At 37.2% G+C, this 21,319-nt stretch carries 28 protein-coding genes and 2 pseudogenes; 9 read left to right on the forward strand and 21 right to left on the reverse strand.

Features of this window, described 5'->3' with window-relative positions; all coding sequences use genetic code 11:
• Positions 1 to 231: 231 nt before the first annotated feature.
• The 8 genes from glf to QKW49_RS02710 all read right to left on the reverse strand — a co-directional run bounded on the left by glf (position 232) and on the right by QKW49_RS02710 (position 5,897).
• Positions 232 to 1,332 (reverse strand): UDP-galactopyranose mutase, encoded by a 1,101-nt coding sequence (gene glf / locus QKW49_RS02675; RefSeq protein WP_282866053.1) that lies wholly within the window; start codon positions 1,330 to 1,332, stop codon positions 232 to 234.
• 142 nt (positions 1,333 to 1,474) lie between these two features.
• The gene (locus QKW49_RS02680) at positions 1,475 to 2,512 is read right to left on the reverse strand and encodes a hypothetical protein (protein WP_282866054.1); all 1,038 of its coding nucleotides are present in this window, start codon (positions 2,510 to 2,512) and stop codon (positions 1,475 to 1,477) included.
• Positions 2,513 to 2,992: 480 nt separating this feature from the next.
• Positions 2,993 to 3,958, reverse strand: coding sequence for a response regulator transcription factor (locus QKW49_RS02685; protein ID WP_282868044.1), 966 nt, complete (start codon positions 3,956 to 3,958; stop codon positions 2,993 to 2,995).
• A 55-nt stretch (positions 3,959 to 4,013) separates the two neighbouring features.
• Positions 4,014 to 4,178, reverse strand: coding sequence for a hypothetical protein (locus tag QKW49_RS02690; RefSeq protein ID WP_282866055.1), 165 nt, complete (start codon positions 4,176 to 4,178; stop codon positions 4,014 to 4,016).
• A gap of 154 nt (positions 4,179 to 4,332) precedes the next feature.
• Positions 4,333 to 4,476 carry a transposase domain-containing protein gene (locus tag QKW49_RS02695; RefSeq protein WP_282866056.1) on the reverse strand — a complete coding sequence of 48 codons (144 nt, stop codon included), beginning with the start codon at positions 4,474 to 4,476 and terminating at the stop codon, positions 4,333 to 4,335.
• A gap of 43 nt (positions 4,477 to 4,519) precedes the next feature.
• Complete coding sequence (locus QKW49_RS02700; protein WP_282866057.1) at positions 4,520 to 4,777, reverse strand: transposase; 258 nt, start codon at positions 4,775 to 4,777, stop codon at positions 4,520 to 4,522.
• Between the two features lie 234 nt (positions 4,778 to 5,011).
• A complete protein-coding gene (locus QKW49_RS02705) occupies positions 5,012 to 5,389 on the reverse strand; it encodes a Nif11-like leader peptide family RiPP precursor (protein ID WP_282866058.1) in 378 nt (125 codons plus the stop codon).
• Between the two features lie 316 nt (positions 5,390 to 5,705).
• Complete coding sequence (locus QKW49_RS02710; protein ID WP_282866059.1) at positions 5,706 to 5,897, reverse strand: hypothetical protein; 192 nt, start codon at positions 5,895 to 5,897, stop codon at positions 5,706 to 5,708.
• A 295-nt stretch (positions 5,898 to 6,192) separates the two neighbouring features.
• Here QKW49_RS02710 and QKW49_RS02715 point away from each other — a divergent pair, with 295 nt between their 5' ends.
• From QKW49_RS02715 to QKW49_RS02725, 3 genes are read left to right on the forward strand one after another with little or no spacing between them, the layout of a single operon-like run.
• Positions 6,193 to 6,633 carry a helix-turn-helix transcriptional regulator gene (locus tag QKW49_RS02715; RefSeq protein WP_282868045.1) on the forward strand — a complete coding sequence of 147 codons (441 nt, stop codon included), beginning with the start codon at positions 6,193 to 6,195 and terminating at the stop codon, positions 6,631 to 6,633.
• Positions 6,634 to 6,638: 5 nt separating this feature from the next.
• Complete coding sequence (locus QKW49_RS02720; RefSeq protein WP_282866060.1) at positions 6,639 to 6,890, forward strand: hypothetical protein; 252 nt, start codon at positions 6,639 to 6,641, stop codon at positions 6,888 to 6,890.
• Positions 6,875 to 7,165 carry a hypothetical protein gene (locus QKW49_RS02725; RefSeq protein ID WP_282866061.1) on the forward strand — a complete coding sequence of 97 codons (291 nt, stop codon included), beginning with the start codon at positions 6,875 to 6,877 and terminating at the stop codon, positions 7,163 to 7,165. Before QKW49_RS02720 ends, QKW49_RS02725 begins: the two co-directional genes overlap by 16 nt.
• Here the strand turns inward: QKW49_RS02725 and QKW49_RS02730 are convergent.
• The 9 genes and pseudogenes from QKW49_RS02730 to radC all read right to left on the reverse strand — a co-directional run bounded on the left by QKW49_RS02730 (position 7,149) and on the right by radC (position 12,164).
• Positions 7,149 to 7,439, reverse strand: coding sequence for a type II toxin-antitoxin system RelE/ParE family toxin (locus QKW49_RS02730; RefSeq protein WP_282866062.1), 291 nt, complete (start codon positions 7,437 to 7,439; stop codon positions 7,149 to 7,151). The two genes, QKW49_RS02725 and QKW49_RS02730, sit on opposite strands and share 17 nt — an antisense overlap.
• A complete protein-coding gene (locus tag QKW49_RS02735) occupies positions 7,432 to 7,692 on the reverse strand; it encodes a type II toxin-antitoxin system prevent-host-death family antitoxin (protein WP_282866063.1) in 261 nt (86 codons plus the stop codon). The genes QKW49_RS02730 and QKW49_RS02735 overlap by 8 nt, the downstream gene beginning before the upstream one ends.
• A gap of 233 nt (positions 7,693 to 7,925) precedes the next feature.
• Positions 7,926 to 8,243 carry a hypothetical protein gene (locus QKW49_RS02740; RefSeq protein ID WP_282866064.1) on the reverse strand — a complete coding sequence of 106 codons (318 nt, stop codon included), beginning with the start codon at positions 8,241 to 8,243 and terminating at the stop codon, positions 7,926 to 7,928.
• A gap of 117 nt (positions 8,244 to 8,360) precedes the next feature.
• Positions 8,361 to 9,287 (reverse strand): annotated as a pseudogene (locus QKW49_RS02745) (terminase TerL endonuclease subunit); the annotation flags it as partial.
• A gap of 361 nt (positions 9,288 to 9,648) precedes the next feature.
• Positions 9,649 to 9,837, reverse strand: coding sequence for a hypothetical protein (locus QKW49_RS02750; RefSeq protein WP_282866065.1), 189 nt, complete (start codon positions 9,835 to 9,837; stop codon positions 9,649 to 9,651).
• Positions 9,838 to 9,889: 52 nt separating this feature from the next.
• Positions 9,890 to 10,183 carry an aspartyl-phosphate phosphatase Spo0E family protein gene (locus QKW49_RS02755; RefSeq protein ID WP_282866067.1) on the reverse strand — a complete coding sequence of 98 codons (294 nt, stop codon included), beginning with the start codon at positions 10,181 to 10,183 and terminating at the stop codon, positions 9,890 to 9,892.
• Between the two features lie 690 nt (positions 10,184 to 10,873).
• On the reverse strand, positions 10,874 to 11,197 hold the full coding sequence (locus QKW49_RS02760; protein WP_282866068.1) for a nucleoside triphosphate pyrophosphohydrolase: 324 nt from the start codon (positions 11,195 to 11,197) through the stop codon (positions 10,874 to 10,876).
• Between the two features lie 2 nt (positions 11,198 to 11,199).
• Positions 11,200 to 11,430 carry a hypothetical protein gene (locus tag QKW49_RS02765; RefSeq protein ID WP_282866069.1) on the reverse strand — a complete coding sequence of 77 codons (231 nt, stop codon included), beginning with the start codon at positions 11,428 to 11,430 and terminating at the stop codon, positions 11,200 to 11,202.
• A gap of 50 nt (positions 11,431 to 11,480) precedes the next feature.
• Positions 11,481 to 12,164 carry a DNA repair protein RadC gene (radC, locus tag QKW49_RS02770; RefSeq protein ID WP_282866070.1) on the reverse strand — a complete coding sequence of 228 codons (684 nt, stop codon included), beginning with the start codon at positions 12,162 to 12,164 and terminating at the stop codon, positions 11,481 to 11,483.
• Between the two features lie 383 nt (positions 12,165 to 12,547).
• Between radC and QKW49_RS02775 the strand changes: the two genes are divergently transcribed.
• The gene (locus tag QKW49_RS02775; protein WP_282863844.1) at positions 12,548 to 13,309 is read left to right on the forward strand and encodes a hypothetical protein; all 762 of its coding nucleotides are present in this window, start codon (positions 12,548 to 12,550) and stop codon (positions 13,307 to 13,309) included.
• Entirely contained in the window at positions 13,306 to 13,704 is a 399-nt protein-coding gene (locus QKW49_RS02780; protein WP_282866071.1) for a hypothetical protein, read from the forward strand. The genes QKW49_RS02775 and QKW49_RS02780 overlap by 4 nt, the downstream gene beginning before the upstream one ends.
• Before the next feature lie 296 nt (positions 13,705 to 14,000).
• On the opposite strand, the gene QKW49_RS02785 is transcribed toward QKW49_RS02780, so the two are convergent.
• From QKW49_RS02785 to QKW49_RS02795, 3 genes and pseudogenes are all read right to left on the reverse strand, one after another.
• The gene (locus QKW49_RS02785) at positions 14,001 to 14,336 is read right to left on the reverse strand and encodes a DUF4406 domain-containing protein (RefSeq protein WP_282866072.1); all 336 of its coding nucleotides are present in this window, start codon (positions 14,334 to 14,336) and stop codon (positions 14,001 to 14,003) included.
• A pseudogene (locus QKW49_RS02790) lies at positions 14,333 to 14,740 on the reverse strand (conjugal transfer protein TrbL family protein); the annotation flags it as partial. The pseudogene QKW49_RS02790 and the gene QKW49_RS02785, both read right to left, overlap by 4 nt.
• Positions 14,741 to 15,028: 288 nt before the next feature.
• Positions 15,029 to 16,276 carry an IS110 family transposase gene (locus QKW49_RS02795; RefSeq protein WP_282866073.1) on the reverse strand — a complete coding sequence of 416 codons (1,248 nt, stop codon included), beginning with the start codon at positions 16,274 to 16,276 and terminating at the stop codon, positions 15,029 to 15,031.
• 694 nt (positions 16,277 to 16,970) lie between these two features.
• Here QKW49_RS02795 and ltrA point away from each other — a divergent pair.
• The 4 genes from ltrA (at position 16,971) to QKW49_RS02815 (ending at position 20,777) form a co-directional block, all read left to right on the forward strand.
• On the forward strand, positions 16,971 to 18,278 hold the full coding sequence (ltrA, locus tag QKW49_RS02800) for a group II intron reverse transcriptase/maturase (protein WP_282863095.1): 1,308 nt from the start codon (positions 16,971 to 16,973) through the stop codon (positions 18,276 to 18,278).
• Between the two features lie 507 nt (positions 18,279 to 18,785).
• Positions 18,786 to 19,118, forward strand: coding sequence for a hypothetical protein (locus tag QKW49_RS02805; RefSeq protein ID WP_282866074.1), 333 nt, complete (start codon positions 18,786 to 18,788; stop codon positions 19,116 to 19,118).
• Between the two features lie 17 nt (positions 19,119 to 19,135).
• Positions 19,136 to 19,897 (forward strand): MBL fold metallo-hydrolase, encoded by a 762-nt coding sequence (locus tag QKW49_RS02810; protein ID WP_282866075.1) that lies wholly within the window; start codon positions 19,136 to 19,138, stop codon positions 19,895 to 19,897.
• A 217-nt stretch (positions 19,898 to 20,114) separates the two neighbouring features.
• Positions 20,115 to 20,777 carry a DUF4277 domain-containing protein gene (locus QKW49_RS02815; protein WP_282866076.1) on the forward strand — a complete coding sequence of 221 codons (663 nt, stop codon included), beginning with the start codon at positions 20,115 to 20,117 and terminating at the stop codon, positions 20,775 to 20,777.
• Positions 20,778 to 21,112: 335 nt separating this feature from the next.
• Here the strand turns inward: QKW49_RS02815 and QKW49_RS02820 are convergent, their stop codons facing one another.
• The gene (locus QKW49_RS02820) at positions 21,113 to 21,319 is read right to left on the reverse strand and encodes a helix-turn-helix transcriptional regulator (RefSeq protein ID WP_282866077.1); all 207 of its coding nucleotides are present in this window, start codon (positions 21,317 to 21,319) and stop codon (positions 21,113 to 21,115) included.

Here is a 21,319-nt window from a genome sequence, read left to right on the forward strand (position 1 = left end):
ATATGAAAAAGTGATTTTTTGACAGGAAACGGACAAACGGCTGGTTGCTATAAGCTAATAACTGTAGTCGATAGAAACGAAAGCATCGTTAATTTTGTAGTTACTCCAATTACTTATTTTGTAGGCCACGCTATATGGACAGTCGGAGATGTGGCAACCGGATTCTATGATGCAAATGCACCTGTCCCTTTAATATATCCGCCACAATATAATCAAACGACATAAGCGTGCTCAAATATTTTCAAGTGATTTTAGACTTTCAAAAAGGTTTAATGCTTGAGTTACAACCTGATCCATGTTGTAATACTTATAAGTTCCTAACCTTCCAACAAACCAAACATTCTTTAATTTATCTGCTTCAGCCTTATATTTATTATAGATTTTTGTATTTTCATCTCTTGGAATAGGATAATAAGGTTGACCAACAGCCGCAGGGTACTCATATGACAATGTTGTTTTTGGATGCATTTGTCTAGTCATATGCTTAAACTCAGTTATTCGGGTAAAATCATACTCATTAGGATAATTAACAATGGCTGTATTTTGATAGTACTCAAGGTCAAAAGTTTCAAACGAAAAGGTTAAAGATCGATATGGGAGTTTGCCAAATTTGTAGTTAAAGTAAGCATCAATGCAACCGGTATATATTAATCTTTTATACGGAATTACTTGTTCAATCGCTCTATAATCTGTTTGAAGCATTAAATGTATGTTTGGATGATTAATCATTTTTCTAAACAACTCTGTATAACCTTCTTTTGGCATAACTTGATATTTATCTGTAAAATAACGAGAATCCCTATTCGTCCTAGTAGGGATTCTCGCACAAACAGAAGGATCTAGTTCATCCGGCCACAAATCCCATTGCTTCTTTGTATAGTTTTTAAAAAACTTGCTATATAAATCTTTGCCAATCTTACTAATTACAACATCTTCCGAGTTGGTGACAGAATCTACCGGTTCAGCTGCCAACTCAAAGAATTTTATCAAATCTGTTTCACTAAAATTTAAGCCATAGAGCTCGTTGATTGTATCTAAATTAATTGGAATAGGTACCTTTTGACCGTCCACATTAGCGGCAACTCTTAATTCAAATAAATGCCATGCTGTAAATTGCGATAAATAATCAAAAACAACTTTACTGTTTGTATGAAATATATGAGGTCCATATTTATGAATCAAGATTCCATGTTGATCATAATAGTCATAGGCATTACCACCAATGTGATTACGGATTTCTACGATTAATACACTTTTATCTAAAATAGCAGCAATACGTTCAGCTATTACACACCCAGCGGGTCCTGCACCCACTATTAAATAATCATACATCGCTTAGATCCTCCTTATGAAGAGTTTAATGTCATCGTTATTAAGCTAATCATTGATGATATACTTAAGAAATATCCTTTTTCTTACTTATGTTTGCTAGGTAATATTAATAGCAGGTCTGATAGAGACCTGCTGCTTATTTCTATTTTTTCTGCTTCATCTTTTTACTGTCTTTTTTCTTGTTTTGTTCATTGGCTTTTTTCGAATTCTTTGCTTTTTGTTCAGGCTCTAACGATGATAAGAAAAATTTGTTGTCTTTTAAAAATGGGTTGCCAATATGATTAAAAAGCTCTGGTTTTTCTCTGAAGATTTTCCTGGATTCCTTATGAATTGGATGGCCAGTAACAAAGTAATCATAACTCCAAGGTGTTTCTCTTAATAAGTTCTTATCTACTTTTACCAATTCTTGCATATATTCAGTTTTTAAGTTATCAATTAGCTGCATCTGATTATGATCTGTCTTCTTCATTTTTTTATCAAAAAGACTATTATATATCCCCGAAAAGTGAAACAGACGCAACGGCTTCTCATTTACCATATATTCTTGGTTGTCGTTTAGTGTGAAAAGCCTTTCATGGAAGTTCCATAGACCAACATTATATCCAGGGTCATTTTGGATACAAAACTCAAACTGTCCTGGAGCAAGATCTAACCATTTTTGTTCATTAAACAGGCCCTTTTCCTTATCTGTATAACAAAATTTCAAGAGAATATCTGCCCACCAATGAAGAAACTTATAAGATTCATTGCCCCTTTTTATTGCAAAGAGCCCTGTATTAAATATGCCGGATAAATGAATTACATGTAAATGACTTAAGGGTCTATCCTTGTTTAAGTGAACAAAGTGCGGGGAAAGCATTATATCCTTCCTTTCTAAATAATCCAATAATTCATTGAATGGTCCAAACACTTTGGTGTCCGCATCGAGGAAAACAAAGTAGTTATGATCTTTATATCTTTCTAATAAATACAGCAGAAGCTGAGCCTTGCAAGCACAAGAAGCCTGGGCTTGATTATATTGAAAAACAAATTGTTCAAAATTCGGAAATCCTAGATTTTTTGCGAGAATAACATCATCGAAGTAAGTGTCTAAACTCTTTGTTTTATCAGGCATTTTATCTTCAACAATACAGGCTATAACTTTACAATTAGACATATGCTCTTTGACTGATTTAGCCATGATCATAGCTCGAGGTAAATAGCTAGTGGTTGTGACCGTTGTGTATATTACTTCGTTTTTATTTGTTAACAGCATTTCTACAATTCATCTCCCAACACATTCAAATTTTGTATAACAGACAAATGCGGCAAACTTGACCCTGATACCTAACTTGAAAATCGTCTTACTTATATTGTATTCAGAATGGTATGGAACCGTGCTAACTGCATAAGACCGATCATTGCAAAGTATACGCAAAGACACTATAAGGAAAAATGCACTAAAAGTAAAAAAGGGAGAGTAATTGTAAGAAGTATAGATCAAGATTTTTTAGATTTATCAGGAAATTTTATTAAAGTAGATGATAGTTTTATAGAAGAATTATAAACTTTTCTACTAATAAACATAAGTGAGAAGTTAATCTGTCCTATAACTTGGAATTTGTTATTTCCTGTTTGGTTTTCTCGTTAGAAACAATAGTGGATAGGCAGTCGATTTTATTTACTTCCGCACTGGTCTGATATACTTAAAATACCGTTCCGGATTAAAATAAAAGTAAATTATTCTACCGGGGGAAGTATCAAAGCAGTAACCAGTGCCTGAAAAATCAAAAGTTGCCATTGCCTTTTCAATCTTTTCCTCCACACTACGGTTTTCCTGCTCATAATCGAAGGGCCCATGCTCAAAAACAATATATTCGGCTTGAGGAACATCAATCATAAGCATCTGTGGTGGTACTTCGCCTTTATAATCAAAAGGAAGTCGTACACCATAACACTCTGTACGTGGCATACCCCAATCGCAAAGTCTGCCGTCCGGGTCATTAATGTACGCCATAATCTGACCGCTGCCGCCGTTAGATTCGCTCCCACCATCGTCATCCAATTTGCCCTTGATACTATCGAGTAATCCGCAAATTGTTTCGCAGTCCTGTCCCGAAATAAGACTTTGCTTTTGCCAAAAATCCCAATACCCATTACTCTCATAGTTTTTAATGTGCAAAAATTTGTGTGCGGGAATTGTTACAAAATAAATTTTAACATTATCTGTAGATTTCATCATCCCAATCTCTCCCAATCCTAAAAAGTAGCGGTCGAAAGGGTTTATTTTTGTACGAAGAACGACAGGCTTAGGCTTTTTTCGGTATTCACTTGGAGTTACACCATATGTTCCCTTAAAAGCTCTGGTAAAAGCTTCATGTGATGAAAAACCATAATCAAAAGCAATATCTAAAAGGCTTTTTTCACTATCCCGAACCTCTTTTAGTGCAAAGGCTAATTTTCTATGCCGCAGATAATCCCTAAATTGCATACCCGATATTTCTTTGAATTTTCTCGTTGTATAAAATTCAGAATAACCCAGCCTGCGAGAAAGAAAGCGTAGTGTCAAGGCTTCATCATTATAATTTTTAATACATTTGTCAATTTCATCAACGATTATTTGAATTTGCTTCTGCCATTCGTACATTCGTCCGTTCACCTCGTTTCAACCACCCTACATTTATTATAAAGAAATAGAGCGATTACTGCTTGATTTTACTTGCTGTTATTTCATTTTTCTCTTTTAAGTTCTGCATCTTTGCGTCTGGCCTACAATATGAGGTTTTTAATACCTCTATCAAAGAAATTTTTTTCTGCACCGTTGCCATTCTCCATGCTATGATATGTAAGATCCATTTTCCATTCACAGTCAAAACACCAATAATATTGTGAGTATAAGAAACCGCAGGGGGAACAAAAATCGTAAGTGCTTCAAAAGATGACGTATAGTGGCGTTATATTTATTGTGGTAAGCTAATACTATCATTTTTGGAAGCACTTTTTATGTTTTTGATTCAGCCTTCATTCTTCTGGCAATTCCTTTGACCAGGGCAGGTACTTGTCCAGAAGTTCTGGATGGTTTTTAAAATCTGTATCAGGTATTGCTTCAAGGATATATTTTAGATACTCATACACATCTAAAGCGTTTGCTTTGGCAGATTCCACCAAGGTGTAGAGGATCGCATTGGCAGTTGCTCCCCTGGAAGTGTCAGCAAAAAGCCAAGCTCTTCTTGCCGTGGCATAGGGTTTGATATTTGCCTCGTATAGAATTGTTGGAGATGGGAAGTCTTCCGTCTTCTAGAAATGTCTCAAGATATTTCTTCTGGTTCTTGGCATAATTCAGAGCTTTTGTCAGGTTCTCATTTGTAGTAGAAAGAGCAGATGTTTCTTCAACCCACGACCAAAAGACATCTAGGATGGTACGTGATGCCTCCTGACGCTTCTCTTTCTTTTCATCATATGACATTCCTTTATCTCATCTTCTAATTTGAAGAGAAGATTGATAAATTCCCTTCCTTCAGCTCCTTTGGAACCCGGGATCTCCTTTCCTTTATTGTTCAGCGGAATGCTTTCTATGAAATAGCGACGAAAATGAGCCTTATCTTACTTCTCGAATAAGGCTCACGCAAAAAAAACTTATCTCCAAATGACAAAAAGGTTTTTACTATTCAGATAATAACCAGTATAAAGGATAGATTACTCAATCACCCAGCCATACATACTCAGATTTTTTTTTATAAAAGTAATGTCCGCAATTGCACTTATAGTACCACCACTCTCCGTCGCGGTAGGTTTCATATTTTGAACACTCGTAACATATGTATGTAGGATTTCTGCTACAAAGGAAGTATGCCCTTAAATCACCAAATAAACTTCCACCAACTACTTGGCCAAGCTCTTCGTCTGATAATTCACCAGTATTTTGAGTAGATGATACAAATTCTTTCCACTCTTTTTGATTGATCTCACAACCAGTTTCTTTTATAATAGAAAATAGTTCAGATTCTGTTTTAGCTTCTTTAATCTTTGCCACAAACTGAGGCTCTTTTTTTAATTTTTCAATATCTTCTTTCAACATATTTTCACCTCTCAGTTTTTATGATTTTACTATTTATACGTATTAACTTGAAAAATAGCTCACCAAAGTCATGTTAAAGCAGATTTAATAAAGGACATTGTAGATTTACTAGAGATACATTGGAAGGGCTTGGTAATCAAAGACTTTTTCAGGAGCAAATATTATGTTTGTAAATCGGTAAGTGCTTCAAGGCATGTCGTAAAAATAATGGTGTTACACCCATAATCTTAGCTGCAACAGGAACAGATACTGTTAATGGCTTTTCTTTTTCGAGTTGTTCAAGAGTCATTACTGATAACCTCACTTTCTTTTGCTGTTAACTTTCTGTTTTGTTTTCTTTTTGCTCTCCGTTATAATACACAAGACTATCTGGAAGCTTTTCTCCTAATGATTCTAGATGCATTGCTAATACTTTCACGGCAAGTCCAGGCTCAATATTCATACGTTTTGCGAATCTAAGCCATTTGTTCATAATCCTTGCTATTTCTCCAAGACTTAATTGCCTCATCTATTCACCCATCTTTTTAATACTTATCTAAAGAAACCCTATTATGACTTCTCATTAGGAAACAAAGTATACTGATATGGTGAAAGACTTGGGATAAATAATAATCCCAAACTGTGCAGCAAATTTTTGAGATGCGATAAGATAATCACGCGGAGAAATACCAGCACGTTTTGCTTCTGTTCTTATAGTGATAAATTTCTTGAAATTCCTTTGCTTTTTGTAGTAATTAAATTATAATTATTACTGTTAGTAGTAAAAACGAGGTGGAAAAAAGGGTAAAAAACTAGGAGAATATATAAGGAAAAAAAGAAAAGGTTTAAAGCTATCTTCTAAAAAGTTCTCAGAAATAGCTGGAGTATCTAAATCATATATAGATTATATTGAGAATGGGCAACGAGAACCTTCAGCAGAAAAATTGGCATTACTATCACAAGCTTTAGACGTGCCTCTAGATGTGTTATTGGAAAAACAAATAGAAGATAAAAAGTATGTAGTTGTAAATGTTATGGAAGAACAATATGGTAAAGAGTTTGTGGAAAGTTATAGAGATTTAATGAGCTCTATTGATAAAAAAGATAATAATTTGAGCATTACAACAGATCCGGAAATAACCGAAATCCTGGAACAACTCCACAAACGCCCAGAAATGAAAATGTTATTCAGCGTATCAAAAAACGCTACTAAAGAAGATATAGAAAAAGCCGTAAAAATAATAGAGGCACTAAAGGGGGACTAAACACCATGGATAAAATTGTGAGGCTCATTAAACTACCGCTAACAGTTAGAGGAACAACTGTTCCAGATAGTGATGGGAATTACAATATATACATCAATAGAGACTTAAGCTATGAAATGCAACTTAAAACGCCGCAGCGCGAAATTATTCACATTGAAGGTAATGACTTTTATAGTAGTACTCCTGTTGCAGTGTTAGAAAACAAGGTAAAATATAAGATAAAACCAAAGGAAGAATTGAAATGGAGAAAATGTTAAAGGAAATTCTAAGTGAGTTGAGAGAGGTTAAAGCAAAGGTAACAAAATTAGAAGGAGGACAGGAAGAAATAAAAGGTGATGTCAAAGATTTAAAGCAAATGACCAAAGCTATTTTTAACCAAACTGCTGATTTAACAGAATTCCGCACTGAAACCAATGAAAAACTTGACACCGTTATTAGTGATATAAAGACTATGCATGAAGATATTGTAGCTGTAGAATATATATCCAGCAAAAATATGAACGATATTGCAAAGCTTAAACTGATAAAATAAATGTGAGGCAGATACATTTGATTTGAATATTTTCATTGATTTTATATACAAGTACATAATTCTTAATCAACGCCTTTCGGTAACCTTCCTTTTCCAACCGCTTATCTTGACATTTGGCATATGTCATCGGATTACTTTTTAGATGTCCATAACATTTATCAACTTCATCAAGGAAATCACCTGCTGCTATTGGATTGGCTAACTGCACGGCAATGTATGAAACGATTTTGTCTAAATCTTGGTGCGCAAACTCTGAAATAATCAATTTATACATTGTATTTCTCTCTTATGCTTTTTAAAGAAGCGTCTCCATCGAGCACTTTGCCTTCTTTCAATTGCTCCTCGGCTGCAATAAGCTTGCTATACACATCAAGCATAAACATCTTCTCTTCATACATTTCCATGCTCATGATAACCATATCTCCATAACCGTTTTTCGTTATAAAAATCGGTTCATCACATGCATGGCACATTTGTGAGATCTGGCTTGTGTTTTTTAAATCTCGAATAGGAATGATCTGAGGCATATTAACCAGCTCCTTTCTATGGTTTTATCGTGCCATAATTATACCACATCGTCAATCATTCTATTCATTTTATAAAATCTACAATACTAATATTCCTCTTTTATCATATACACAAGTCTTTTTCTTGCTCCTGATTGCCCCATCAATTGCTATACTATAGATTCTCTCTATGAACTTTTCTTTATCTAGTTTGTTTTACTATATAGTAAAACAAAACATCTTATAATATAGTTTTAGTTTAAATACTGTAATAATCTATTTCTCATAAAGTCAAGATAATACTCAAGCGCCACACTATACATGTTACGACCAGTATCATTTTTTATATTAAAGTCATTGTTTTCTTTTATACACTTAATCTCTCTTTCTAATTCAGATATTGAAGAAATGTTAAAAAGGCTATCATCAATAGCTCGTATTTTTAGTATTTCTTCCGAAATCGTGTGCACTGCACGAGCATATTTATATGCTGAACTTTTACTCATTGTATTACCGTTCTTCTTTTTCTTAGTTGTAATTAACCAATTTTCAAATTCTTTTAAAATGTCCATTCTATCAACCCATGAATATTATACCAAATATTCCAGTAGCTTTGTATAAAAAGTGAATTACTAACAACCATGTATAATCTTACATAACTAAAAGTGATTGCAAATCCAATTCTCGGTTTATATTATTAGAATCCCTCTCTCATCATAAATACTGGCCTTATTTTCATTCCTAATGGCCCTATCTAAAGCCATAATAAGGGCTACTGCACCATCAATGCGCTCAGTAGATTTCTCTTTATCTGGCTTTATGTTACCGGCGGGGTCAGTTTTTATGTAGATATTATCCATCATCCAACGCAGCACCGGATTCCCACCATGGACTATTCTCTTCTCCAACGTTAATTTCATTAGCTCCTTTGAAGATGGTGACATATCTTTATAACCTTGGCCAAACGGAACAACTGTAAAACCCATTCCCTCGAGCCATTTTTCCATCGGCATCCAACGGGTTGATTGTTTCACCCATTGGTTAAGCCTTAACTGCCGGAAGTGATTCTCTTCAGCCGGATTTTCCTTTGCACTAAGATATGCATTTCTAACTTTTTCAATATCAATGGTATGTCCAAGTGAGGGATTAGCCTTATACCAGTTCTGCTCATCGCCCCAGTCATCGTCGTCATTAATTCCATAAATAATTGGATAAAAGGTAGGATCAATTTTCCTGCCATCCATAATATCCATTGCTTTCTGATGCACTTCCCACAAATAGAGTTTCTATCTGTACCTGCTGTTGTAATTAGAAAAAAATAGCGGTTGAAGTCTGGCATCACCGCTACCTTTAGTCATAACATCAAATAAGTCTCTATTAGGCTGAGCGTGAAGCTCATCAAAGACTACCGCATGAACATTCAAGCCATGTTTGGTGTATGCTTCAGCTGATAATACCTGATAAAAACTGTTAGTTGGTTTATATACTAACCTTTTCACTGAGATAATCGGTTTTATTCTTCTCTTAAGTGCAGGACTCTGGTCAATCATATCTACGGCCACATCAAATACGATTGATGCCTACTGCCTATCAGAAACACAGCTATAAACTTCAGCGCTCTCTCCTAATTACCAACTTATTGCTGTCTTATAGTAGCATACTTTTCCAATAAATTTACATCTTTATTCATCAAAAATGCGGCAATGAAGCAATATTAACGCGGTTAACCTTGACGTCCTTTAATTCTCTTTTTTCATATTGGACAGCTTCATTTAGCCCTTTCATAATGCTATCGTATGCACTCATAGCAATCATTTCCTCCTCGGCTCCTCTTACTGCTCCTTAATCCGCTTATCCTTTACCTTAAGTTGCTTATTGGATTCTTTTTCTCTTCTCTTCAAAGCCTTTCTTGGAAAGTTCTTTATGATCGTACAATTCATTTTAAGTTCCGTTTTCTCATAAAACACCATCTCAACATCATTGTTTCCGCTCAAACGCAATCATGAAACTTACAAAATGAACCAATTTCTCCATACACTTATCCTCAACGCACCGGACGCAATAAATCTTTTGCTCTTCACTATATCTTGAAAACTCCTGCAGAAAAGAATCAAGCTTTTGTACATTTAACAATAGTTTGCGATGCTCCATTCTACTCTCTCCCATAGCAGCATCTCCTATTCTGATTTTGATTCAGCATCTGCTCCTGTTGCTGTTCTCATTCTTTAAAATACCCAAATGCTTTTTGATAATCACAAATGAGTTCATCCAACGCCCGGCTAATGCTCAAAACTTCTTCACTGACTAGGTTACATTCAGGTTCAATCATTAATAAATGCAACCGCTGCCTCAGTCGGTTAATGGATTCTTTCTTCATTTCCAATTCATTACTATCAATGCATTGCCCGCTTCCTGTGGAAGAGCTGCTAAATCGATGATTACTTTCCGAACGATAAGCAAAATCAGATAGCTCCTCCACTGATTCCATTGGTTTTTTCACGCTATTCTTCATTATATATTTTCCTCTCAAATAAAAATATCTGAGAGGAAAATTAAAAAAGCGCACGTGCAGAAAATATACTACTCTCCTACACGTGTGCTTTTATGTTATTGAAAATAAAAGTCAAATGCTGTATAATAACATAAGATCGCATGACAGCCGCGTATCATCGGATACACTTGTATCTGGCGATACGTCTACTGTTGGTGTAGGCAGTCTCGTGCCTGCATTAGTTTTTGAGTGCGCCAACACTCAAAAACCATGGCGACTTTTTTAATTTTCCTCGCAATAATTATATACTATTTAAGGGAAATAATGCAAGTTATTTAGATTAATTTTGTACTATTATGTAAGATTTTATCTAATGATATGCTGTCCTTATCAGTAATTTTATTGGTGAAAAACTTAAGCACATGAATCTTTTGCATCTTTGATTTATATATACTGCTAACAACTTTACCAGTATCCCGCAATGAAATGCAGGAATAATTCATCCATTTGACTGCATAAAGATTTTGTGTACTGTATGTCCTGCAAGACAATGGAACCAAGACGAAAGAACCATCATGGCCACCGTTCACAGCCACTCTCATGAAAAAGTTTTCTCACTAACCGTCTCCTCATCTGTTGTCTCGGAAGCAATAGGATCTCCCTATACTTCCTCTTGCTCATATAATCCAAATATAGTTGTTACTTCTTTACTCATTCTTCTACTTCCTTTAGCAATAGTCTTTTTCTAAAGCCGCCTCTTTGAACAAATTTATCATAACGTATCTTTTCAAATTGCTCAAGGGTAACACCTTTATAATCCAATAATGCATAAATTACTTCAACTAGATCAGCCAATTCCTCAACGCTGTCACTCTCCTGATATTCCTGCATTTCCTCTTTAAGTTTAATATTAAGATATTTTTGATATTTTTGTGCATTCAAAACTTCCACAATAGCTTTTTTACCGCTGGACTCGATAATCTCCGGAATTTTATCCCTCACAAGTTTTTCGTATTTTATAGTATTTCTTTTCAATGCTATACACCCTCTATCTCTTTTAATCTTTTTTCAAGCCTCTCCCGATAAAATTTTCTGGTTCTATAGTCTATAATATCCTTAAAATGTGCAATAAATGCAGGATTGTGTATATCCTCCCCTAGCTCAGGTGTAAGGCAAAATAGTTCCTCATTTCCATAGAAAAACTTAGGTGATGACTTTGAAATAAACTTTATTGGATTTCTACGTGCCAAACTTACGTATTCCTTCATACCCCATGCAAGACATGAATTCCCCTCCAAAACTACTGATATTGTTCTATCTATCTCGCAAGAAGTCCTTCTTCTGCAAAACTAAGATACCTGTCACCCGCAACAATAATATGGTCGGATACTTTAATCGATATTGCCTCTAACGCTGTTCTGATTTTCTTTGTAACTTCTATATCATCGGATGAAGGCCGCAAACTTCCTCCGGGATGATTGTGCGCCAGTATTACGCTATTCGCTTGATGGCGTAAGGAAGTCTCTACAATTAGCCTGGGGTATACAGGTGCTTCATTAATAGTTCCTTCATGTACCGGTGCAGCATAATTTACCCGGTTTTGCGCATCCAGGCAAATTAAATAAAAAACTTCATAGGTATGCCCTGTAAAAAGAGATACCGCATATTCTCCTGCAATAGAGGAACTGCTTAAGACAGGCTTATCTCCCCATTTTCCTTTAAAATACCTGCGTGCCAATGACGGTATTAAAGACACTAATATCGCTACATTCTCACTGACTTCACAGCGTCTGCAGATATCTTTAGGGTCAGCCTCAAAGAGGCCTGCTAGTGATCCAAATTCTTTTATCATCTTGTGTGCAAGTTCATTTGTATCTTTCATAGGTATAGAATAGAAGAGGAGCATTTCCAGAACCTGATGGTCTTCAAATGCGTCCAACCCCTCAGTTAAATATCTATTTTTCACTCGTTGTCGATGACCCTGATGCAGCTTTTTGTCCATAAATATCCCTCTAGCAATGTCTATATAGTAATTTCAATAACCTTTTAATTAATATTGTTATGAAAAACTATTCTACAAAATCATTAAAAATCCTGCATAATTTGGAACATATTTGTGATATTCGGAAATTTTGAACCGTTACTGAATTTTGATCCTCCTTTTTCATCCCGTACTAAAAGACAAAGAGCCACTATTTACGGTAACAATATAATACTCTTATTCATATTATGTAAATATGTGCATACACTTACATCATTTTCACATTCATATATCATTCGTATTATATGGAAGTTATTGATTGCATTTTGCTTTGTAGTGTAATAATTCACTCACTCATTATAAACTTATTTAGATAGGCTATTGTTAAATGGGAGAAAAAACAGATGGATAATTCTAAAATAGAAAAATGCAAATCTGACCTGCCTGTAACATTAGAGGATTTGAGCAAATTCATTTTGGTTGGAAGAGAGAAACTGGCCTCCGTCCGGGCAGAAATAAGAGCTATAGAAAAATTGAAATTGGCTCAGGCGGTAAGGGATCAAAAAAAAGAAGAATGCAGGATGCTAGCCGAAGCATTATTGGATGCTGAAGTTAAGATTGGTGAATTATTAAAAAACATCCCCACTGCCCAAGGAACCAGAAACGATTTAACTTCAGTGCACCGGTGCACCGAAGTTGGAAATGCCTCGAATCATACCTGTGAAAATCTATCCCCACCTCAGAAAACCAAATCACAGATTGTGAAAAACCTTAACTTTACTACAGATCAACAAAAACGCTTTGAAATTTTGGCAGATAATAAGGACTTGGTTGAGCAGGTAAAAGCAGAAGCCAGAGAAAACAATAAGCTTCCAACCAGATCCAAAGTATTAGACTTAGCGCAGGAGAGAAAGAAAAACGAACAGGAAAGAAGACTTAATGTCGCGGCTAGCCATGATTATCACACATTTTGCACAGCAGCCGCAAAAAAATTCAGTAATATATTATCGGAGATTCGAAAGCTAGAGGTGGATGACAAACACCTTAAGGCTTGGGCTGATCATCTTAATGATCCTCTTAATCTCAAAAATGAACAAAGAAAATCCAATGAAGCGGTAGCAAAGATAATGAAAATAAATAATTTTCTGAAAGGACTGAGTATATGAGCAAAACCATTACATTGGAGAAACAAGCAAGGAACGAAATCCTGAAGCAAATGGCAGGGCTAAATGAAATTACAACAGATGCTGTTGTTGACCTTATAGAACCATATTTTCAATTCGACGTTACCAATGCCAGAGAACAGGCATTAAGACGAAAAGCGAATAGCCTGATGGCTCAATTCAAGGATGAATGTGGTCAAAGAACCTGCTTCAGCTATAAAGACAATGGTCAATCAAAATACGTCAACATCGATGAAACCACCGATTCTGAAATACTAAACCGCTTGGATGACCAACTCTACAAAAAACTTGATACCATGCTCATAATCAGAAAGAAAATTGCCAAACGTCTTGATGAGTTGTTAAAACAGACTAACATAGAAAACTCAAAAGTTTAAACTGTCCGTAACATGCCGGAAAACGGAGTATGACATTTCATTCCACTACTTTTCAAGCCCCTTTGATACGATTTGTCAAAGGGGGCTTGAAATAGAATAAAGGGTCAACTTCGGGATCAGGCTTGAATTATTCACTTATTTATTTCGTCTAGTCGAACCTTTTCTCCAGTATTGCCTCTAACTATCACATAATATGCGGCGCCTTGATAGTGGATTCGCTATTTTCTCGACATACTTATCTTGTTGGATAATATCTCCATAAGAAAGGAATATTTCAAGCCTGACCCCTTCTTGTCTTACTTCATGTTGATTTCTCCTTTTATTTGTTCTGTTGATATGCTATTTATTGAGATGCCAAGTCGTTCGGCCTCCGCGATCTCACATTTCATTCCATGGCTGATCCGCTTTCCACAGACCCACACCTCATCGCAGGATGCCAGTATCCGCAAACCCATTTGAATACCATTCTCTCTTTCGGCGGGGACAGTATCATTTAAAATTTGCGGATACAGCAGGTGGACTGCAATTGGGGCACAGTCTTGATTAATAGCGTAACGGCAGGCTGTTCTGGCAAACTGCTGATTGTTTTCGATATCTCCAGCAAAGGAAGAACAGATATATACCAGCTTCATTTTGCTGCCACCGCCTTTACAACCGTCCGGGTCATATTGACTGCGGACTGTGCCGTATAAACAGCACTCATAAGATTAGCCTTGGTACTGGTATCCAGTCCAAAGGCACCAGCGATGCGTGGAATTTCTCCTGAAGCCAGCATCAATCCCAGCCCCAGCAGGACATGATCCTTGATTACCATCAGACCTGCTATGAGGATAATAGACTGAAGAAAGGCCGTCAGGCACAAGCCGATGATCTGCTTGCACCAGCTAACAAAGCCGTCCAGATAGCCTCTCGGAACACTGAACATATACAGGCTGCCGACTGCGATCTGGATCAGCAGAATGCCGTCCCTTTTAAGGTTTGCGAAAAATACCTTAATTACTGCATAGCCCATCATGATAAGGATAAACAGCATCATGTCGAGGATTTGATTCAGCACCTTGTCGGCAACAAAGTCCCACATAAACATAGGGATCACCTCCAAAAAAAATAGAGAGCCTGCTTTCACAGACTCCGAAAATATATAAAAACTCAGTCAATATACCCATAGACATGCAGGGACTTGCATTCTATGCTATAATGGATATTATTAGAAATTGTGAGGAAGAAGGTTGAAAAAGAATAAAAGAGCACTTAACCAGATTAGAGGGCATACCAAATAGACCACCTTTCGCTAGTCAAAAAATTTAATATTGAAAAATTAAGGTTATTCAGTAGCTGACTTAATTCTATAACCTTGGAATTTTGCTATTAATATAGCCTGCTCCACTGTAATCTCGCGATTGGCAGGAATAATGTCAGATTTCCTATAAAGTTCAGCATTATATGGTTCATTATTCTTCAACATGTTGTATAATGCTGTTAGAAGCATTCTTGCTATTGCAATGATTGCCTTCTTGTGACCGCGGCGTTTCCTGAGGCGGAGGTAGCGGTTACGTATTTCAGGATGCTTTTCACTTTTGACCACTGAGTTGGCGCATTGAACCAAAAGTGGCTTGATGTAGCATCCGGCTTTGGAAACCCGGACAGACTTTTTCTTCCCTGCACTTTCATTATTGGTAGGCGTAAGACCTGCCCAAGAACATAAGTGTTTCGCCGAAGGAAAAGACTCCATATTAACACCAATCTCTGAGATAACTGTAATTGCAGAGAAAATGTTCTTAAAGGATGGAGCGGTTAGAATTAGGTCGAGTTTTTGCTGATAGGGACTGGCGAGCGCAAGAATCAGTTCTTCTAGCTCTGTTTTCCGGGATTCCAAATCTTCAAAATGCTTTTTGATAATCTTTAATTTACCAGCCTGTTCCGGTGTAATATAGCCGTCAATGGCGAGCTCTAATTCAGGGATTTTACCTTTCATAGAGCTATGAATTGAAGGTTCTATATCAAAGGAAGTATCTTGAGGATTTTCAAGAATCTTATCCAGAATTCTTTTGGAACTTTTACCAAAAGTGTCCGATACAATGTTTCCCAATTGAATATTGGAAACCGTGAGACAGTTTTGGAGTCTATTCTTTTCGCTGGACATAAAGCAGGTTAGTTTGTAGCGATAGCGCATTAGGTCACGAAGCTGGCGGATATCCGCAGGAGGCATAAAGCTACCGGCAACAAGATCATGCTTAAACAGGTCAGCAATCCATTTAGCATCTTTCTTATCAGTCTTTTTACCACGAATAGCCTTAACATACTTAGGATGTGCAAGTACAATAGAACAGTTTTCTTCCAAGACGTTGTACACTGGAATCCAGTACTTTCCTGTAGATTCCATACAGACATCCTTACAGTTAAATTCAAGCAGCCATTGTAACAGCTCTTTCAAACCTTTAGTGTAAGTGGAAAAGCGGTGGCGCTTGTAGGTGGTAACACCTTGATTGTTGGTGGAAGCGATACAGGCAACAACAAAAGTTTTGTGAACATCAATCCCACAGCAGACTTTGTACACAATTTTTAAAGCCATAGGGACTCCTTTCTGAACTGGAAAGCTCGCAAGAATTATAGGGGGATACGGCATTGACTGAACGCCTAGCATATAAACGAGATTGTTTAAACAAAGATAAGGTTACGTACTCAAAGGTACACTTATTTGTGCTTGGTGCGAGCTGCGAATGCAGCGGGGGGGATACTCCGCAAGCGTTCCACTTGCTTTTGAATATAACAAGGAAGCAATTGTAAGCTTCTGAATCACAGTGGAAATATCCACCAGGTAAAGTCTAACCAGCAGCCTGTACCTAGTCCTTGGATGCAAAACGGTAACGTCAGTATTAAGCGTAGGACAGGAAACAGACCGAGCCGAAAGCGAAAGTTGAAGCGATTTAGCCACGAAATAAATAAAATGACGAAGAGGCCGATGTCGTCAAGCAGACAGCAGGCAGCATCAACATATACGAAATGGTGAGTGTATGTTGGCTCTTCCGGGGTTTAAAAGCTCGGCGAGGATGTAGAGGGATTCAGGAGAACAGATGAGACCCTGCTGAGTCTGCCATTGGCAGTATGGAGAAGCAAATCCTACAAAGATGAGCCAACCAGACGCTCAACAGGGAGTCCGACTACCTCATAGTACTGTAGAAGTCCGTGAAAGCGGATAGAGGGAAGGGGGTAGCAACAACTGAACTGTGCAATGAAATTTTATTCCAGACAGGAGCTGAACAAGAATGACAATAGAACTGCACAGGATAAGCGAAATTGCAAAAAGGAACGTAAAAGTACAAAATCTAGCACATTTTATTGACGAAGCTAGTCTAAAACAAATTCATCGAAGAATGGATGGCAAGAAGGCTAAAGGCATCGACAAAGTGAGCAAGGATGAGTATGCTAAGAACCTGGAGGAAAATATTGAACAGCTAGTTTTGCGTATGAAAAGACAAGCGTACCAACCGCAACCCACACGAAGGGTCTATATAGATAAGCCGGGAAGCAAGAAAAAGAGACCATTGGGAATTTCTTGCTACGAGGATAAGTTAGTGGAAAATCGGGTTGCCGAAATTTTATCTGTAATATATGAGCCAAAGTTCTATGAATTTTCCTATGGATTCCGACCTGAAAAGAATTGCCATCAGGCAGTACGGAAGCTGATAGAATGTATCCGCAAGAATGTAGGTTATGTAGTAGAGGCAGATATTCGGTCATTCTTTGACACCATAGACCATGAGTGGATGATTCAATTTCTGGAACATGACATAGCTGACAGAAAATTTATCGATCTTATCAAGAAGATGCTGAAAGCAGATGTGCTAGATGGAGGGGAATTACTGGAACATGAAGTCGGCAGCCCGCAGGGCTCAGCTGCATCTCCAATCTTTGCAAACATCTATTTACACTATGTACTTGACTTGTGGTTTACCATAAAGATAAGCAAAGAGTGCCGAGGGGATGCATATATTATCCGATATTGTGATGATTTTGTATGTTGCTTTCAATACAAAGAGGATGCAGAAAAGTTCTACAAGGAGCTACCGAAACGGTTTACGAAGTTCGGACTTGAATTAGCGGAAGAAAAGACACGGATATTGGAATTTGGTAGGTTTGCGGAAAAAGACCGGGCAGCAAGGAGCGAGGGAAAACCAGAAACGTTTGATTTCCTTGGTTTTACTTTCTATTGTAGCATGGACACTAAGAAAAGATTCTTTCGTGTCAAGGTGATATCGTGCCGCAAGAAAACTACAGCAAAACTGAAAAAGCTGAATCTGTGGTTAAAGGAGCACCGAGATTGGTCTGTCAAAGATATAATTACCAGATTTAACCAATCGCTGCTGGGGCACTATCATTACTACGGAGTTACAGATAACTTTGAAAGTATTGCGAAATTCCGATTCATGATAGTTAATCTACTGTTTAAGTGGCTGAACCGAAGAAGCGAGAGGAAAAGCTATACTTGGGATGCATTTCGGGATGGATTGTTAAAAACCTTCCCAATAGCTAATCCAAAGATATATGTAAGCCTAATTGCAAATAACGCGTAAAGTTGTTGGGGAGCCGTATGCGTTAGTTGCGCACGTACGGTTCAAAGAGGAGCAAAGTCGGTAACGGCTCTGCTTACTCACGAAAAGGCGATCTACACATATAAACATACGGTCATCTGATAAGTCAGATAGCCCACTCACCTCTCCGTGATTTGTAGTTTACCGAAATCCCTATGGACTTAATTATAAAACAAATAACGCTCAAAAGCACTTTTCATTACGTTTTGTGCCTTGAGCGAAAGGAATGGATATAAACATGAAAAATCTGTTTTTGATCGGCGGTACCATGGGCGTTGGTAAAATGACCACCTGTAAGATTATGAAGCAAAAACTGAACAACAGCGTATTCCTCGATGGAGATTAGTGCTGGGACATGCATCCTTTTCAAGTAACACAGGAAACAAAACAAATGGTCATAAAGAACATTTGCTTTGTATATGTCAAGTAAATTTTCGTCATTATTTCAATTGAAAAGTCGGCAGTCAATTGGAAAAAGAGAAAATTTACTTGACATATACACGCGCTGCAGTTTTAATGGGTGCCTGCAATCTTTATCATATGTGCAGCCACAACTATCTTCATGACCGTAATATTGAAACGCTTAGTAACATGTATAAGTCTGCGTTTTTTATATTACAGGCGAAACACTACTCAGAAACCAGCATCTACATAAGAAGCCAAAAGGCCTTAAATGATGTGTTGTCTGGAACAGACCAATTGATTTTACAATACTCGAAGCAGGTTAAGGCCGCAGAAGAGTCACAAGCCGCTCTGGATCGTTATTCAGATCAGCTGCTGCGATGGACGCATCAGCTAATCTGCGAGTATTCAGTGGCATAATCAAGGAGGAAGTCAGAATGGATAAATGGTTTACAACAGAAAAAATAAATGAGGATACGTTTGTTCTTAGCGAGTATCGGCATTGGGAGGAAACGCACTGTTATTTGCTTATAGGCACTGAAAAAGCACTTCTGATCGACACTGGCCTCGGTATCAGCAACATTTACGATGAAGTGATGAAGCTGACTGATAAGCCAGTCACTGCCGTGGCAACCCATATCCACTGGGACCACATCGGTGGTCATAAATACTTCCCGGATTTTTACGCCCATGAGGATGAATTAGATTGGCTGTGCGGAGAATTCCCGCTTACCATGGAACAAATCAAGGGTATGGTAATAGATCGCTGTGATCTGCCAGAAGGATACAATGTCGACAGCTATGAATTCTTTCAGGGAATACCTACTAGGGTGTTGAAAGATAATGCCACAATTAACATCGGCGGGTACGAATTGCAGATACTGCATACACCTGGGCATTCACCTGGGCATATGTGCTTTTTTGAAAAAGATCGAGGGTATCTTTTCACAGGCGATCTGGTTTATAAAGATACCTTATTTGCCTATTATCCCTCCACCGACCCGAAAGCCTATCTAAAATCAATGGAACGAGTTGCTGCACTTCCTGTAAATCGGGTTTTTCCAGCACACCACAGTTTGGATATACAACCGGAAATACTCTTAAGAATGCGAGATGCTTTCCGAGACCTGAAAGCTGAAGGAAAATTACATCACGGCAGCGGTACATTTGAGTACAACGATTTTGCTATCTGGCTTTAGTCCAATTCGTCATTGCAAGCACAATCTCATATCGTAAAATTCAATTTGTTGAGCAGGCTGGTTTTGCTAAAATTAAAACAGCCTGCTTCACATTTGCTTTCTATAACAACTCACATTCAGCATGAATAAATTACCATGCATTATTTATGTAAACTTGAATGGAATTTAGAACTTTTGGCGAATCTCTTTTATATACAAAATTATAGGAGTGATTCGTATGGCAAAAGCTTCAAAGAAGTCACATAAACACAAAAGAAATAAAAAGCGTAAAATTACTATACTGCATCCGGCAAAAGTAGAGCAACCTTTGATCCTTCCTTTTGCTTTACTGCTTGCAAACAAGTTTTTAAAACTCATTGGTTTTGTTGAATTCATAGATGGTAGTGTTGAATGGGATGAAAGTCATTGGAAAGTGTCTCCCGGTAATTTAGCTAAGGCCGTGATATTGGCAACATTTATGCAGGTACGAGCCCCACTTTACAGGATCAAGCGGGCATTTGCCGGTTATGATACTGAAGCATTGTTTGGCAAAGGGGTTATGCCAGAACACTTAAATGACTATTCCATCGCACGTGCATTAGAGCGAATTAATGCCTTGGTCATGCTCATGAACATCTCACTTCTGATTCGTGCAATTGTTCAGTACAAGATTCGTAAAAGTATCAATGAATCAGAAGAGGAGCTTCCACGTATTGGCTGGAATAACAAGAAGCTTGAAAACCCTACCATCAAATATGTGCTTGAAGCTTTAGAAAAAGCATACTTTGTGAAAGAACAAGAAGATACCTACAGTTATGGGTTTTATAGCGAACACCAACAATTAACTGTAACAACAGTGCTGGAACTGCTAGATATAGACATTGAAGAATTCTTAGAATGACAGTTAACACGACATCCATAGTAATCTCGAAAATGTATTATTAATAAAAGGGATATATTGGGTTGCCGGAGTTAGTGGTATACCTTGGTTCAGTGCGCTTTTTTTACGTAAGCTATGGTAAATCCACTAATTCTAACCGTAATCATGCTCATTAGCAAGTTGATATATCGCTACGCAACATAAAAGGGTAGTGGTAATTTATTCATGCTGAATGTAAGATAACAAAGAAGCTGCCGCTCTGATACTTAAAAATCTGCTGCTTCTGCATATGGATTTCATTTAAGTATAAAGTATGATCTACCCATCTACAGCTTTTTTGCATGTTGCAGACAGTTTTATTTTAGCATTGCTGGATCAGGCTCGAATAGTTTATCTACTGTTGTTCCAAGTATGCTTGCCAGCTTAAAGGCTAACAATAGTGTAGGATCATATTTATCATTTTCAATCGCATTTATTGTTTGTCTTGTGACACCTAATGCAGTAGCTAAATCTTCCTGTCTATAATTTTTTTCTTTACGTAGTTCTCTTATGCTATTTTTCAT

It is taken from the genome of Petroclostridium sp. X23, assembly GCF_030013905.1.
Classification (GTDB): domain Bacteria; phylum Bacillota; class Clostridia; order SK-Y3; family SK-Y3; genus X23.